This is a genomic window from Thalassobacillus hwangdonensis (assembly GCF_042675915.1).
GTDB lineage: Bacteria > Bacillota > Bacilli > Bacillales > Halobacillaceae > Thalassobacillus_A > Thalassobacillus_A hwangdonensis.
Genome location: NZ_JBHTKL010000005.1, coordinates 109201 through 124599 on the forward strand (window position 1 = coordinate 109201; position 15399 = coordinate 124599).

General features: G+C 46.1%; 18 protein-coding genes. 6 read left to right on the top strand and 12 right to left on the bottom strand.

Features of this window, described 5'->3' with window-relative positions:
- Positions 1-14 precede the first annotated feature (14 nt).
- The 4 genes from ACFQ2J_RS09725 (at position 15) to ACFQ2J_RS09740 (ending at position 3559) form a co-directional block, all read left to right on the top strand.
- The gene (locus ACFQ2J_RS09725; protein WP_386059346.1) at positions 15-839 is read left to right on the top strand and encodes a MetQ/NlpA family ABC transporter substrate-binding protein; all 825 of its coding nucleotides are present in this window, start codon (positions 15-17) and stop codon (positions 837-839) included.
- Positions 840-1075: 236 nt separating this feature from the next.
- Positions 1076-2269, top strand: a complete 1194-nt coding sequence (locus tag ACFQ2J_RS09730) for a M20 family metallopeptidase (RefSeq protein ID WP_386059349.1) — start codon at positions 1076-1078, stop codon at positions 2267-2269.
- Positions 2270-2541: 272 nt separating this feature from the next.
- A complete protein-coding gene (locus ACFQ2J_RS09735; RefSeq protein WP_386059352.1) occupies positions 2542-3039 on the top strand; it encodes a YdbC family protein in 498 nt (165 codons plus the stop codon).
- The gene (locus tag ACFQ2J_RS09740) at positions 3005-3559 is read left to right on the top strand and encodes a GNAT family N-acetyltransferase (RefSeq protein ID WP_386059355.1); all 555 of its coding nucleotides are present in this window, start codon (positions 3005-3007) and stop codon (positions 3557-3559) included. Before ACFQ2J_RS09735 ends, ACFQ2J_RS09740 begins: the two co-directional genes overlap by 35 nt.
- Here the strand turns inward: ACFQ2J_RS09740 and ACFQ2J_RS09745 are convergent.
- The 6 genes from ACFQ2J_RS09745 to ACFQ2J_RS09770 form a co-directional block, all read right to left on the bottom strand.
- A complete protein-coding gene (locus ACFQ2J_RS09745) occupies positions 3543-3743 on the bottom strand; it encodes a hypothetical protein (RefSeq protein WP_386059358.1) in 201 nt (66 codons plus the stop codon). The two genes, ACFQ2J_RS09740 and ACFQ2J_RS09745, sit on opposite strands and share 17 nt — an antisense overlap.
- A 77-nt stretch (positions 3744-3820) precedes the next feature.
- A complete protein-coding gene (locus ACFQ2J_RS09750) occupies positions 3821-4960 on the bottom strand; it encodes a Ger(x)C family spore germination protein (protein WP_386059361.1) in 1140 nt (379 codons plus the stop codon).
- On the bottom strand, positions 4950-6044 hold the full coding sequence (locus ACFQ2J_RS09755) for a GerAB/ArcD/ProY family transporter (RefSeq protein ID WP_386059364.1): 1095 nt from the start codon (positions 6042-6044) through the stop codon (positions 4950-4952). Before ACFQ2J_RS09755 ends, ACFQ2J_RS09750 begins: the two co-directional genes overlap by 11 nt.
- Positions 6041-7429 (bottom strand): spore germination protein, encoded by a 1389-nt coding sequence (locus ACFQ2J_RS09760; RefSeq protein ID WP_386059367.1) that lies wholly within the window; start codon positions 7427-7429, stop codon positions 6041-6043. The genes ACFQ2J_RS09755 and ACFQ2J_RS09760 overlap by 4 nt, the downstream gene beginning before the upstream one ends.
- Before the next feature lie 168 nt (positions 7430-7597).
- Positions 7598-9583 (bottom strand): methyl-accepting chemotaxis protein, encoded by a 1986-nt coding sequence (locus ACFQ2J_RS09765; protein ID WP_386059370.1) that lies wholly within the window; start codon positions 9581-9583, stop codon positions 7598-7600.
- A gap of 185 nt (positions 9584-9768) precedes the next feature.
- A complete protein-coding gene (locus ACFQ2J_RS09770; protein ID WP_386059373.1) occupies positions 9769-10776 on the bottom strand; it encodes a S8 family peptidase in 1008 nt (335 codons plus the stop codon).
- Between the two features lie 164 nt (positions 10777-10940).
- Here ACFQ2J_RS09770 and ACFQ2J_RS09775 point away from each other — a divergent pair, with 164 nt between their 5' ends.
- Positions 10941-11594 (top strand): HAD family hydrolase, encoded by a 654-nt coding sequence (locus tag ACFQ2J_RS09775; RefSeq protein ID WP_386059376.1) that lies wholly within the window; start codon positions 10941-10943, stop codon positions 11592-11594.
- Positions 11595-11732: 138 nt separating this feature from the next.
- Here the strand turns inward: ACFQ2J_RS09775 and ACFQ2J_RS09780 are convergent, their stop codons facing one another.
- The 6 genes from ACFQ2J_RS09780 to ACFQ2J_RS09805 all read right to left on the bottom strand — a co-directional run bounded on the left by ACFQ2J_RS09780 (position 11733) and on the right by ACFQ2J_RS09805 (position 14229).
- A complete protein-coding gene (locus ACFQ2J_RS09780; protein WP_386059379.1) occupies positions 11733-11987 on the bottom strand; it encodes a hypothetical protein in 255 nt (84 codons plus the stop codon).
- Positions 11987-12388, bottom strand: a complete 402-nt coding sequence (locus ACFQ2J_RS09785; RefSeq protein ID WP_386059382.1) for a hypothetical protein — start codon at positions 12386-12388, stop codon at positions 11987-11989. Before ACFQ2J_RS09785 ends, ACFQ2J_RS09780 begins: the two co-directional genes overlap by 1 nt.
- Positions 12389-12457: 69 nt before the next feature.
- Entirely contained in the window at positions 12458-13249 is a 792-nt protein-coding gene (locus ACFQ2J_RS09790) for an aminoglycoside adenylyltransferase domain-containing protein (protein WP_386059385.1), read from the bottom strand.
- Positions 13250-13274: 25 nt separating this feature from the next.
- On the bottom strand, positions 13275-13622 hold the full coding sequence (locus ACFQ2J_RS09795) for a hypothetical protein (RefSeq protein WP_386059388.1): 348 nt from the start codon (positions 13620-13622) through the stop codon (positions 13275-13277).
- A gap of 87 nt (positions 13623-13709) precedes the next feature.
- Positions 13710-14027 (bottom strand): DUF2178 domain-containing protein, encoded by a 318-nt coding sequence (locus ACFQ2J_RS09800; RefSeq protein WP_386059390.1) that lies wholly within the window; start codon positions 14025-14027, stop codon positions 13710-13712.
- Complete coding sequence (locus ACFQ2J_RS09805) at positions 14020-14229, bottom strand: helix-turn-helix transcriptional regulator (protein WP_386059393.1); 210 nt, start codon at positions 14227-14229, stop codon at positions 14020-14022. The genes ACFQ2J_RS09800 and ACFQ2J_RS09805 overlap by 8 nt, the downstream gene beginning before the upstream one ends.
- Positions 14230-14352: 123 nt before the next feature.
- Between ACFQ2J_RS09805 and ACFQ2J_RS09810 the strand changes: the two genes are divergently transcribed.
- Positions 14353-15384, top strand: a complete 1032-nt coding sequence (locus ACFQ2J_RS09810) for a serine hydrolase domain-containing protein (RefSeq protein ID WP_386059396.1) — start codon at positions 14353-14355, stop codon at positions 15382-15384.
- Positions 15385-15399 lie beyond the last annotated feature (15 nt).

The window sequence follows — 15399 nt, forward strand, 5'->3', positions numbered from 1 at the left end:
GGAGGAAATTACAGATGAAAAAATTAATCGCATTCATTTTGTTAGTTGTCAGTGTTGTATTAGGGGCATGCAGTGATGGTTCTGCATCAGGAAAAGATGACGTCATCAAACTCGGACTGAATGGTTCAGGGGTACCGATTTGGGAGGAAGTCAAGAAAAAGGCGGCAGATGAAGGAATTGAAATCGAACTTGTCGAGTTCTCTGATTATGTACGGCCGAACCAAGCTTTGGCTGATGGAGACATTGACTTAAATGCATTCCAGACCGTTTCTTATTTCGATGCATTCATTAAGGAGCACGACCTTGATCTTGCTCCGATTGGTACGACAGTCATCGCACCGATGGGGATCTACTCTGAAAAATATGAAGATGTGAAGGATATTCCAGAAGGCAGTAAAGTAGCATTGCCAAAGGAAGCGACGAACATGGGAAGGGCATTGCTTTTGCTTGAGCAGGCTGGTCTGATCGGACTGCCGGATGACTTCGATGGTAACGGAGCGATTGAAAAAGTTGAAGAAAACCCGAAAAACCTGCAACTGGAGCCGATTGTTGCCGCACAAACACCACGTGTCCTACCAGATGTAGCGATTTCCATCATTAACAATGGGGTGGCGGTAGAAGCAGGATTCACACCGGTCGAAGATGCGATTTTCATCGAGGATGACACGGCGAAGCCTTATATCAATATCATCGCATCCCGTGCGGATGAAACGGATAAAGAAGCATACCAGACAATCGTCGATATCTATCAGTCGGAAGAAATCGAGCAGGCGATTATTGAGAAGTATAACAATTCCTTGATTCCTACGTTTGTACCTTTGGAAGAAATCGGCTGGTAATGATCAGGGGGCGTTATCATTGTAAGTGTTAGTGTGGTCGGGAAATAACTCGCTTTCCTGCGGGGATCTGGCAAGCTTCCTCGGGCTTTTCGCCCTGCGGGATCTCGCCTAGACCCTTCTCCCGTGGGAGTCTCGTCATTTCCCATCCACACTGCAAATGCATCAATAACACCCCTGTAAATTAAGTTACATGAAGTTTGCTAGTACTAAGTAAGTCATTTCAAGGGGGATGAGTGATGACAGTTATATCGAAGAAGAGTTTGGAAGCTCGGGTTTTGGAGCAGATTGAGGAACAGAAGCAGAAGTATATCCGAACGAGTCACCGCATCCATGATCATCCTGAAATCGGAAATGAGGAAGTGTTTGCATCAGACCTGCTTTGCTCGATTTTGGAGGAGGCGGGGTTTGATGTAAATCGCAATATCCCGGAGCACGAGACCGCCTTTTTGGCTAGGAAAACTTCCGGTAAACCCGGTCCTAAAGTGGGTTACTTAGCTGAGTACGACGCGCTACCTGGGCTCGGGCATGCATGCGGTCATAATATCATCGGAACGACGAGTGTCGCAGCAGCAATCGCAGTTGCACAAGTGATCGATGAGATCGGTGGTGAAGTGGCTGTGCTTGGGACTCCAGCAGAGGAAGGTGGACCAAACGGAAGTGCGAAAGGAACGTTCGTCCGTCATAACTTAGTCCAGGATTTTGATGCTTGTCTGATGGTCCATCCGAAGGGAGAAACGAGCGGTTCCGTGGAGAGTCTTGCTGTAGACCCGCTTGATTTCGAATTCTTCGGCCGCTCTGCTCATGCTGCTGCCAAACCGGAATATGGAATCAACGCACTTGATGCCGTACTACAGCTCTTCAATGGCATCAATGCACTTAGGCAGCATGTGACCGATGATGTCCGGATTCACGGTGTGATCCTCGATGGCGGGCATGCACCGAACATTGTCCCTGATTATGCACGAGCAAGGTTCTATATTCGAGCGGCTACGCGGGAAACATGTAATGACGTGACTGCAAAGGTGAAGCGAATTGCGGAAGGAGCAGCGCTGGCCACCGGTGCTAATCATAAAGTGGAGCTGATTCAGAATCAGGTCGATAATTTCCGGGTTACTCCAAGGTTCGATCAGGTTTTTCGTGAGAAGGTTGAGCTGTTCGGTGAAACGTATGTTGTGGATCGAAAAGACGGAATCGGGTCGACGGATGCCGGGAATATCAGCCAGGTCGTGCCGACGCTCCATCCGTTCATCAAAATCGGTCCCGATACGCTTGTCCCGCATACGAATGAATTTCGCGTGGCGGCGAGGTCGGAATCTGGTGACCATGGGCTGCTCGTTGGTGCGAAGGCACTTGCGTTGACCGGTCTTGCGCTTTGGACAGAAGAAGGATTATTGAATGAAATCAAAGCGGAATATCAGCGGTTGAGTTGATCATTAGTTTGGGCGTACTCCTGTTAGTGGGAGTGCGCCTAAACTGCTTTTAAACAGTAAATTTGTTTGTTTGATGAGAATTGGAGATGTTTTAATTAGAAACCACTCGTCTCTGACCAGTAAATCACCATTTTTAATCAGAAAACCAAAATTTTTAATCACAAAGTTCCATTCTATTACGAATCTTTCCGACTAATTCTTGAAAGGGAGGGAAAAGGACTAGCAGAAGCGAAGTAGTAGGAACAGAATTTTTTATTAGGATGGGATGGAACATGATCATTAAACGAATCATTTGCAACGTACGTCCTGAGCAGCGCCAAGACTTCTCTGAAGCGCAGCAGAAATGGGAAAAGCTGCGTGATGTGGATGGATTCATCGGGCAAATAGGTGGCTGGTGCAAGGAGGATGAATCTTGCGCCTACATTGTCGCGCTTTGGAATTCAAGGGAAGAATACGATGCTTTCATGGAAAACGAACACGATGCCATTTATGAGGCAGGGCAGCAGGCGGATACGTTCGAGGAGATTACAATCGATCTGTTTGATGCGGTCGTCGAACCTTTGCGTGATATTGAAGCGGAGGCGATCTCTATTCATGAGGGGCTGCTTCCGTTTTTAGGTGGTGGCGATTTAGTCGGTTATCATATGGATGATAAACGGAGATACATCATCATTTCCTGGCATCAAGGTCCAGGAGATGTCCTTGTACAATTAGAAGATGCGTGGAGGGTTTCCAATGGCCATCATGAATCCAAAGAGTTTTCCGATTAGAGACGGAAGAAACGTTACAATCCGCACCGCTAAGCCCGGTGATGCAAAGAATGTTTTAGCTTTCAACCGGTCCATCCTGTGTGATGCACCTTACCTTGTCACAACTGTTGATGAGTTTAAGTTGACGGAATCGGATCAACGGAGGTTTCTGGAACAGATGCACGAAGCAGATGGAAGTCTAGCGCTCGTTGCTGAAGTGGAAGGACAAATGGTAGGTTTTTTGGATTTTGCAAGTGGGAGCAAACAGAGGACGGCACATCAGGGCGCCTTCGGTATGAGTGTCGAAGAAGACTATAGAGGCTTGGGAATCGGCAAGGCGTTGCTTCGTTCCCTGATCACCTGGGCGAATCAGCACCCGAAGCTGGAGAAGCTGACCCTTGAAGTCGTTTCGGAAAATAAAGGTGCCATTCACCTTTACAGACAACTGGGGTTCCGTGAAGAAGGAAGGAAAATACGTGCCTTGAAGCTGGAGGATGGGACGTATCATGACCTGTGGCAGATGGCTAAGTTTCTGAAGTGACCGGCAGAATACTCAGGCAAATGAGCAACAGAAGGAAAAGAATCCTCAGCTGTTCATCCTTAGTGACGACTTTCAATAAGACAACAAAGAGGATGCTTAGGAGAGGTTCTTCTTCGACCAAAAGAATCGCCGCAATATCGAGGAAAGCTAGCACGCTATCAAGTTGATTCGAATCTGTTGTCATTTTTCCACCTCCCATACATACAGGATATTTATACCCTGATAAAAGGTGAAAAAATAAGAAGGCGCCCACGCGCCTTCTTATTTTGTATTCAAGTTCTGTGTACCGAAATCGGTTACCTTTGTTGCAACATCGACTTTCACTTCCATCTGCTTGAAAATCTCATCCCAATTTTTTTCGTTTTTCTCCCAGTACTCATGAAGATGGATGTTGACCCAGTTCGACAAATTGAGAAAATCGACACCGAACTCGTGCTGTGCTTGGTTGATTACAGTTTCGATATCAGATTGTACGACTTTATTCGCCGCTTGTTCCACTTCTGCTTTCCATCCTTTTTTATAGACATCCCTTGAAATGCCCCAATCTTCCGCTAGCACGGTCTTAATCTCAACATTAATTTTCATTTTCAATGTTCCATCAGATAGCGAAGGCTTGAAAGTGGTATTTGCACTTTTCACTTCTAAAGTAATCTGGCCTTGATCAATCATTTTCTCATCCAAATGAATCAACCCACCTTGTACATCATTGGAGATGTAGCGGACGCCGATCAGGCTTTTGCTCGGGAGCCAGCCGATGTACTTTGTCTCTTTTGCTGAGATGATGCCTGCACCAGTCGAGCGAAGGTATCCATCCACCAGCGATATACCGGGAATGAGGAAGCTCTTTTTCTCGGAAATGTATTGAGCCATGTCTCCGATACTTAAGTTTTTTGGGATGATGTTATTTTTATCGTAGTTCTCACTCAAGTCTTTAATCTGGATTGATGGAAACAATTCCTTCGTTGGTTCCGTATCAAATATTACTGCAACAGAATCTTTCGTGATAAAAACCGGAACCGTCCGTCTGAATTCATGGTCACGTATGAACAGATCGATTACCTGATCAACACGTTCCTGTTCAAACAGACGAGTGGAAGTGACTATCGATTTCAAGTGGGTATAGTTTGGCGGTCGATTACTTTCAAGTGAATTTGCCCGTATGATTTCAAAGAATGTATCTCCTTCCATTTCAAGGTTCTGATATGGTTTACCGTGGGAAGCGGTGTTCTGAGTGGGGATTTGCCCAGGAACTACATATTGATTGATCATTGTCAATTCTTGACGGTCATCACTGATATCCAATGCCATTCCTGTCACAATCCCAACATCCTCAATTTCCTTGCTGTCCCAGCATCCAGATAGGAGCAGTATGCACGCTGCGGCAATCCATTTACGAGGCATAGTTCTTCCCCCTTATCAGCGAAACAACCAATAATAGTAGCGGCAAGGCTACCGTAGCGATGATCGAAATGATTGAAACGTATGATGAGTAATGAAAGACTTCCGTTAATCCTTTTGGAAAAAGTGATAATAAAAAAATAGCCGCTCCAGCCGGGATCAGCATGAGCTTGGAGCGGCTGAATAGCTTGTGGAATCCTAGCGTCATCGCAAAGGCATAGGCAGTGAACGATGTGAATGCTGTTGTCAGCCATCCGAACAGGAAAATCAGTTCGAATCGTTCAAAAAAGAACCCCTTGAATTCGATACTTTTGGCCATCTCAATCGTTGGAAACGTGATTTCTTTCAACTCTTCGACGCCAAGGACGCCGATGGAAATAATATGGAAGGTTACATAGATGGCCGTTGTCAGCCAGATGCTGATCCAAAGCGTGACCAGGAGCTTCTTCGCTGGCTTTTTTTTCACAAGGGAAGCGAAAAACAGTAGAAATTCAAGCCCGAGAAAGGAAAAGAAGGTAATGGTGACGCCCCCGATGGAGGAAAGCAATTCATTGCTGAATACCGGCCTCACATTTTGAATATCAACATCTTTGATACTGAGCAGGCACAGTACCACGAACATGAACAGCATGATAGGGAAATACAACTGGAAAAATCGCACCACATCTCCAGCTCCATTCGAAATCAAGTAGAGGCTTACAATCAGGAAGCATCCGATGATGACTGGAAGAGGTGTGGTATCGAGTAGATAGTTGTTGATGATGCCAGCTGTGATTCGCAAAATATAGGCAGCTACAACAAGGCAATAGAACACATAATAAAGATTGATGACGGATCCGATAAATTTCCCCATGATTGCAGGGGCCATTTCATAGAGGGAGCATCCCGGATAACGTTGGGATAAGCTTACATATAGGGTGGAAATGATGCTGACTGCAACCGCGCCATAAATGATGCTCATCCATAGATCGGGTGAATTGACTTGTATAGCCAGTTCACGTGGCATAAGGATGATTCCGACACCGATCATCGTTGAGATAAGGATGACGACAAGCTGCAGGCGTGTAAGCTGGTTCAAGTCGCTCATTTCGATGCTCCTCCTTTTTTCAGTTTGAAACGAACAAGCGAATCCTTCCAACGCTTTGTAAAATATGGAGTGAATGGCTCCAAATATGGCACAGAGAAGCTCTGCAAACGAATGAGGTGAATGGATAATGTAAACACAGCTAAAATGAGCCCGTAAATTCCGAGCACTGAAGCAGCAAACAGCATAAGGAAACTGATTGTCCTCAACGCAAGGCTGAGGCTGTAATTCGGGATGGTAAACGAACAGATCGCCGCGAATGAAACGACGATAATCATCAATGGGCTGACAATTCCTGCAGTCACAGCAGCTTCGCCTAGCACAATCGCCCCTACAATACTGACAGCTGGTCCAATCGGTTTTGGTAATCGGATACCAGCTTCTCTAAGCACCTCGATCGTGAGCTGCATAAGCAGCGCCTCCATAAAGGAAGGAATCGGTACCCCTTCCCGGGTTTTAGATATGGAGATCGCCAAGTCCGTCGGAATCAGGCCGTGATGGAAGGAAATCAATGAAATATAAGCAGCAGGCAGCATCACGGACAACATGGCAGCCAAATAACGCATCAAGCGGATCAGCGTTGCGGGAATCCATTTGAAATTATAGTCGTCCGCAGTCTGGAACAAGGCATTCAAAGTAGTTGGTGCAAGCAGAGCAGACGGCGACCCTTCTATGAAAACTGCAACTTTCCCTTCTGCAAGTGCATTGGCCACTTTCGTCGGGCGCTCCGTTTCCTGCAATTCAGGAAAGAGGGAATAACTGTTTTTTTCAATCAGCTGCTCAAGAATACCGCCGTCTGCTATATGTGCCGTGTTAACATTGTTCAATCGTTTTCTTATTTCCATCAGCAGCTCTTCATTCGGCTCCCCTTTAAGGTAGCTGATCGATACGTTCGTGAATGATTTTTCGCCTAAGGTAAGATTTTCAAAAATAAGATCGTTCGAACGGAGGTGGGAGCGTAACAACGACTTGTTATCCTCCAAAGACTCGATGAACCCGTCTCTCGGACCTCGCAACGTCATCTCCACGATCGGCTCTTCGATCGATCGATTGGGGAACTTCACTGCATCGATTGCGTAAGCTTCTTTGTCATCGATCAAAATGACGTAGCCATCCAAGAAATGTCGATGGATATCATCAATCGTTTGGACTGGATAGAATGGTTCTGCAAAAGTCGATGTAGGAATAGAGGTGCCTTTCCCATGTATCGCCCAGTCTACAAGAGGCTGCAGAATCGTTTCCTGTATTTTCATCGCGGATGTGATGGAGGGCATGTAGACGATATGTATCGAATGCTTATTCGCCGTAAAAGTTTTAACGGAGACATGTTCCAGCTCTTCCATCTCGCGTAAGAATTTATCTGCATTCCATTTTGGAGAATGGCCCATGATGATTCTCCTTTAATCACATTTCTTTTAGTATGTGCATGGATAAGCGGATTACTAAAAAAATCCCGCTCCTATGAGCGGGATTCTTCCAGCATCTGATCAATCTGCTGAAGGAGTTGATCGATGTCTTCTTTGGATGGATATTCTTTTGTCATAGATGCACCTTTATCAGAGCTTGAATTTTCTTACTTGTTCATTGAGTTCTTCAGCTATTTCAGCTAACGCACCGGCACTGTTCGAAACTTCTTCCATCGAGCTGCTGGATTGCTGTGCGGAGGCGGATACCTGCTCGACTCCTGCAGCAGATTCTTCTGAAACAGCTGCCACATCTTCAATCGATTTGTTCATTTCGATGCTGTTGTGTGCAATCTCGGATAGATTACTTGAAATCGTGTCGATTTTTGCTGCCATTCCTTCGATGGAAGTGTTGATCTGCTCGAAGGTTTCACCGGTCACTTCGATTTGCTTTGTTCCTGCATCTACTTCTCCGTAGCCTTGTTCAAGCGTGTTGACGACGTTGTTTGATTCCGCTTGGATATTGTGGACGATCTTCGTTATATCTTCCACGGAACCGGAGACTTGTTCAGCGAGCTTCCGGACTTCGTCTGCAACGACGGCGAAACCTTGGCCATGTTCACCAGCACGTGCTGCTTCAATTGCAGCATTAAGAGACAATAGGTTGGTCTGCTCTGCAATGTCTTTGATCACTTGGACAAGCTTGGAGATTTCCTTCGATTGTGTATCGAGTCCTTTTACTTTCCCAATCGAAGCCTTCATCATCGCATCAATCGACTTCATTTGCGTCACCGACTGCTGCATCATCATGCGGCCTTCACTCGTCATAGAACGTACATGATCTGTCGCCTCTTTTACTGCAGCACCGTTTTCCTGAGCATCCGAAGTCTTTCTCACAAAATCGTCCATGATTTCAGACAGGCTTGCGGATGTTTCCGCTTGTGTTTCCGTCCCGGCGGAAAGCTCCTGCATCGTTGACGCAATCTGCGCGCTGCCTTCTTTTACTTCACTTGCGGACTGTGTCAATTCTTCACTCTGGCTCGACATCGATTCAGATGCCTCTGAAACATGGAAAATGATTTTCCTTAGGCTGTTTTTCATCGCTTCGACCGAGGTCATCAAGCTGCCGATTTCATCATTACGGTCGTTTTCTATCGTAATTGAGAGGTTGCCGTTTTCGATTTCCTTCATATCCCCCTGAAGCTGTTTGATCGGCTTTGTAATTTTCCTGGTGATAAAGAAAGTGATGGCAATAGAGACGAGAATGACTGCCAGTAAGGTAATCAGGATTGGTCCAAGGATGGCTGCACCCTTTTCCGCCAGTTCCTTCTCGTAGACTGTACCGACGACAATCAGACCGGTTTTTCCGTTAATTTTGTAAGCCATATGCTTGTTTTCACCTTCGAGGGTGTATTCGATTACGCCCTGGTCTGCTTCATTCGCTTTGATCTTTTCAAAATAGGTCTCGCTTGAAACATCCGTTCCTACAAAGGAGGGATCCGGATGAGTCAAAATCGTTCCCTTCTGGTCGATTAAGGCAGCGTAGCCGGTCTCTCCAATATGGACCTGATTGATGATTTCAATCAGCGCATCCATTCTCAAATCAATCGCGACAACACCGAGAAGGTCACCATCGACAGCCACTGCTTTGGCTGCACTGACGACGAACTCACCGTTCGAATTATTGATGTATGGTTCTGTCCACAGCACCTCGTCCGGGTTGTCGACCGCATTGGAGTACCAGGGGCGGTTCCGGGCGTCCATGCGTGGATCGATTTCGACAGACGGGTCAAGGATGATCCTTCCATCCTCTTCTTTCCCGAAGTAGATGAGATCGATTGCATCATCCGCCTCTGCCATACGCATAAAGGTGTCGATCATTTCATTTTCGCTTAGAGTTACGACAACATCGTCGGATTCAAATTGTCGGGCAATGCTCTCTTTTGCATCAAAAAATATATTGAACGTATCATTCAGACTGAACATCTGCTGCTCGACGCTTGAAACAAGCTCTTTCGTCGTCGTGTCGACACTGAACTTATAGCTGATCGAGGCAATGGTAAGTCCACCTATGATGAGGAGGGCAAGGAATGGAATCAAAATCTGTCGCTGTAGAGTTTTTGTGAAAAATCGCTTCATATGTACAATCCCTTCTGTAAGTCGTGCATGTATGTGAATCCATAAAAAAATCCCCCTTGCAGAGGGGTTTGTTCTTTTTACTATATCGACAGTGAAAATAGAAGTTGTATGTCAGACGTAAAAATAAAAATCTTAAAAAAAGTCAAAAAATAAGAGGATCAGACAGTGCTGATCCTCTTTCATGCTTATTTATATGTGGCAGACTCCCGGGTGGGAACTTCGCCATAGGTAGTGGTGTAAGTTTTGAACAGGTTTTCCAAATGGTCCATTAAGGCAAGGGCCACGAGTCCGTTCCCTTCCCCCTGCTTGGAGTAGCCAAGCGGTACCGTTCGTTTCACGAGCTGGGCGTATATCTCCGGTTCTGTCAGCGTTCGGTCGAATTCTGCTTCAGCGAGATTGATCAGCAATGCAAGAGACCCTGAAACATGTGGTGTCGCCATTGATGTACCTGAGAGCTTTGCATATTTATTCTCCGGATACGTGGACAAAATGCGGACACCTGGTGCGACGAGGTCGATTTCATCATTCGTGTTACTGAACGGTGCGATCCTTTTATTAAAATCGACAGCTCCGACCTGGATGACTTCATTGTATGAGCCGGGATAGGCGAATTCATCGGTATCCTCTCGGTCGTCCCCTTCGTTACCAGCGGCACAGACGACTAGAACGCCATTATCCACCGCGCGTTTGATGGCGTTGTAAAGTTCAGGGACGGAGGATGGGCCGCCGAGTGACATCGATATCACACGCGCTTTTTCACCATTAGGGCCTTCCCAATCAACTGCATAATTGATGGCATCGATGATCCACTGGTACTGCCCGCTTCCGGAGCCACTCAAGACTTTCAGCACAAGCAGCTGCGCTTCAGGGGCAACCCCTGCGATTCCATTGCCATCGGTGGTTGCTGCAGCTACAGTACCGGCAACATGTGTGCCATGCCCGTTATTATCTTCATAGATCGTTTCATCGCTGTTGAAATCAGTAGTGAAATTCCGACCATCAATGATCGTGGTCTGAAGGTCAGGGTGATCAGTCTGACAGCCAGTGTCCAGAATTGCAACGACATTCCCTTTTCCTCGACGGGAAGACTCCCAAATGTCCGGTGCCTGAATCATCGCGACTCCCTCCGGTATATTCGAGATCCTTTCCAACACTTCATCGACCTGATACGGAATCAATCGTACTTCGCTCATATATCCTGCCTCCTCTTTCTTTGTGCGTTCAATCGCAAACCGTGAAAAAGTGACAACAATAGCTACCTTGCTATAATTAGATGGTAACGAACTGGAATCCTGCAAGACTTGGAAAAACGATTCCATTCGACTAGAAAAATAGTGAAAAGGGAGGGGGAATTCGAGTGAAGGCTGTGCTATTCGACTTGGATGGAACGATCCTGGACCGGGATGCTTCGTTGATTGGATTTTTGGAGGAGCAACATGAACGATTTTCGTTTCAGGTGGAAAAAGAAGTGTTCGTGAGGCGCTTTGTGGAGCTGGACGCGCATGGATATGTTGGCAAAGACCAGGTTTACGAAACCTTAGTCCAGGAATTTGTACTGGGTAGTGTAGATGCGTTGCACACAGATTATTTGGAGAGGTTCAAGCATCATTGTGTGGGATTTGATGGTGCTGAAGCACTTTTGCAGGGATTGAAGGAAGCGGGGGTTAAGCTTGGAGTGATTACCAATGGCAGGACCCCATTTCAGGAAGACAACCTGCATGGGCTTGGTTTATCCGGTTATTTCGATACGATTGTCGTTTCTGAAAAAGAAGGATTGAAAAAGCCGGATCCGGCGATCTTTCGTGTGGGATTGAATCGGTTAGGGGTGGCGGCTTCGGAAAGTATGTATATCGGTGACCACCCGGAGAAAGATGTGCAGGCGGCGAAGGCTGTAGGCATGAAGGCGATGTGGAAAAAGTCAGAGGTATGGGATGCGCCGGTGGATGCTGATGGCGTAATTGAAACGTGGGATGACTGGTGGGTGGAGCGGTTGTTGGATGTGCTTAGGTAGGAAGCTTTGCTACTGAGGTTTTCCGGCGAGTTTGGCGGGGGTTCCGGCGAGTTTTCAGATTTACCGGCAAGTTCGTGTCGAATACCGGCCACTTTCCGATTTTTCCGGCGAGCACCCCCGCTTTTCCGGCGACCCGCCTCATACACCGCTGTTGATCATTATAAAAAACAGCACCAACCCGCCGACAAACACAAACAGGATCGCAGTGAGGTTGATCAGAGCTGGAATCATGGATTTTTTCATGAAAATTAATCCAATGGAGTAAAAGAAACCAACGAGAAGACTGACAATACTTAGCTGGATCGTATAGGGTCCGGCAAGACCCGTGACCAATAAAAGTACGGAGAAAATCGGGAATAAGAACTGCGACAGGTTGAGTATCCGCGTTGTCATCATGAACCCTCCTTTCTATGTTTGAAATACCAGCTGCCAAGGCCGAACACGAGCCCAGCCCCGAGAAAGAATGAATTGTACACTAGTGCTTCAGGAGATAAGAGCTCCTCCCGACCGTTGGTGATCATAAGACCCGCAGTGGGGATCATGAAGACGAGCATGCAAGCAGCAGGATAGTATAACCAACGGTAGTGCTCATATCTTTTACCGATAAAATAGACAGTGACATAATAAATAGGCAGTGCAAATAGAAGATAGACGAATGCCCCATATAAAAGCACGGACCCCAAGTCGCTTCCAATCGATTCGTTTCGGACTATGGTGCCTACTGTGATGAAAGCGGTAATACCTGCAGCGTAAGAAAGAATCGGAGTCACCACATACAATCCTAGCTTCTTCATAGCCGTTGCATCCTTTCCCTATACGCTATGTTTATAAAAGTATGTAACGTAATGATTCTACGATATCAATCATCTTCTAATCTCCTTTGCTTTTATGTAAGTTTCTATTTTTTCATTGATGAAATCTTTGAACTCGATTAATTCAGGGACAGCTATTGTTGCTGCTTCCCCATTCAGGTATGTGTTGAAAGCTTGTTCAACCGTGCTGGAATGAGGGGAGGAAAGGGTTTTGGAACCCCATTCACCTGCTTCATATTTTGATAGAATTGCTTCATTTTTTATGTAGCCCCATACACGGACCATATTTAATGTGGAGTAAACCGGATCTTCCGTGATAGCCTCCATGCAGCTGTTGAAGTCGTAAAGAATGGCATCGAGGTAATTTGCCTGAGGAATTTCTGGAATAACTGCCTCGATTGCTTTTCCGGCCAGCGTAATGCCGCGGTGCCTGGTAACCATAAGGTGCGCAGCAAGATCCGGGTCCTTGAGATGGCTGATATCGAGCTTACTGTCAGCCTCATACTTTTTCCTCCAGCCCTCACTGAAATGGTAGTCGAAGCTTGAAGGGTGCTGCCATGACTGGAGTTGTTCGGTCGTCAATACGTGCAGCTCAATTGGGTGTGGATTGGCGGAATGCCCCAGCATTAGCGCAGTCAATTCCTGCTTTGTCTCTAAGGACAACGGTCGCTTGGAAACGAAGAGCAAGTCGACGTCGCTTTTAGCAGGGTGGAACCCTCCCATAGCAAGTGAGCCGTGAAGGTAACAGCCGACGAAGTCTTGTCCTAGCAGAGCAGTGATTTTGTTACAGATTTCATTTATAAAGTACCGTGTGTTGTCGGGGCAAGTCTTCCAATCGATCATCGGTGTGTCCTCCAAAGTAAATCTTTCAAAGATAGATATGTGGTAGGTCAAGGAAGCCTTCTTCGATTGCAAGCGAATAGCCACCGTACATCAAACCCACTATCGAAGCTTTCATTTTTGAGGGGTGGTATTGTCCGGAAGTGAATAGATAGATTAACGCGGCCGCGAAGCCGTATGGAAACCAAAGGGTAAATACATCGCCTTCAGAAGAATGGGAAAAGAGCACCCCTATGTACATACTGATAAAGTAATAGACGAAAATTTTAATTGTATTCCCTTTATAGCGATGTCCCCACCGCAGCAATAAGTAAAAAATGACTACAAAGCTGATCAGAGCTACTAGATCAACGGTTGTATCCCCCGAATGCAGCATTGAAATCCCTCCATTATCCACTATATTTATTCTTTATTTAGGAGCCGGATACCTTCTAAAAAGAAAAAAACAGCCATAATCGGCTGTTCATTCATGTTTTTTCGTCGCATAAATCCCGGAAAAGAGAAGGGAAAGGCAGTGGATCACGTAGATTCCAGTCAGCAGGAAAAAGGAAAATCCAATTCCGTCCACAATGATGACCAGCCCCCATGCGATCAAAAGAACGACCAGGGTAACGTCCCAGCCAATGGATTTAGCGTGGCGTGTAATTTGATAGTATCGCTCATCAAATCTTCTGTTTTTCTTCCCTACTTTTCGATTAATGAAGTAAGTGATGAGTAGAACTACACACGCAATGCCCAATCCGGACAACCCAATCAACGTATTCAATACGCTTTCACTCAATATTTTCATCTCCCTCAAAAATGAATAGATCCTCAATATGGCATTCGAAAATTTGTGCAAGCTTATGCGCAAGAATCAGTGATGGTCGATACTTCCCTTTTTCGAGCGAAATTACGGTCTGTCTTGAGACATTCAGACGCTCGGAAAGCTGTTCCTGGGTGATGTTTCGTGCTGTCCGTTTTTCTTTGATCAACGTTTTCATAAATATTCCCGCCTCTGATGTAAAGTGCGCTTTACGTAAAGTCTACTTTACATTTGGGCGATAGTCAAGAAAATTTTTCCTGTTATAATGGAAGCTAACTGAACGCGGAGAGGAATGGCCCATATGTACATAAGAAAAAATCTGAACGATACCTTTATTCCGGTACACGAGCATGTACTACATACCTATGACCAAGTCATTTGCAGTGGAGCTGCAACACTTGTAATCCATAATGACGAAATTGTACTCGAGAAATATGTCGGACATCAGTCCAACGAAGCAAATGCGCGTGCAATTCAGGAAGACACACAATTCCATGTTGCATCTGTACGTAAAAGCTATATCGGCTTTGCGGCAGCCTATGCGATTTACCATGGAAAGATTGAAATGGATGCACCCGTCCTGGAATATTTACCAGAAAGGGATCCACTTCTCTGGAAGGGGACGACAGTGCGTCATCTACTTAACCATACGCATGGACTTAATGAAAAAGAAGGGGCAGTTTTCCGTGCTCATGCGCCGGGGGAGGATTGGGCATATAAAGGGACGGGACTTAAAGCTCTGACTGAAATCATTGAACGGCGGACTGGGAAAAGCATAGCTGATATCCTTCACTCGCAAGTGTTCGAACCCCTCGCTTTTCATTCATCCGGGTGGTATATCGAGAAAAAAGAACGACTTGTAGATGTGATTTTGAGGCAGGAAGCGGATGGAGAGTGGGAAGTGAGTGACAGTGTGAAAGGTGATCAGAAGAACATGTACGTCTCAGCACGGGAGCTTGCCTTCTGGGGCTATTTCCATATGAAAAAAGGAAACATCGATGGCCATCAAATCGTACCTGAAGCGATCATCGACATCGCAACCTCTTTGCAAAGTCCGCCAAATCTGGATCCGGATCTTCCCCAGAACGGCTGTCTGTGGTTCGTGAAAGACCGTCCTGCCAGGAAGACGGAAATCGGTCCAAAGGTGCCGAGGGGATCTTATCAGATTCTCGGTTATACAGGGGTTACGCTGCTTGTCGTACCCGATGAAAATTTAGTCGCAGTACGCATGTTCAATAGCTTCGGTTCGCCGGAGGGGTATGATTATTTGGAAGATGTGCGTAGCTTCGGAGACACGGTGGTCGGGTGTGTACAGCGAGAGTTTGTGAGGTAATAGGGGAGGTTTTTG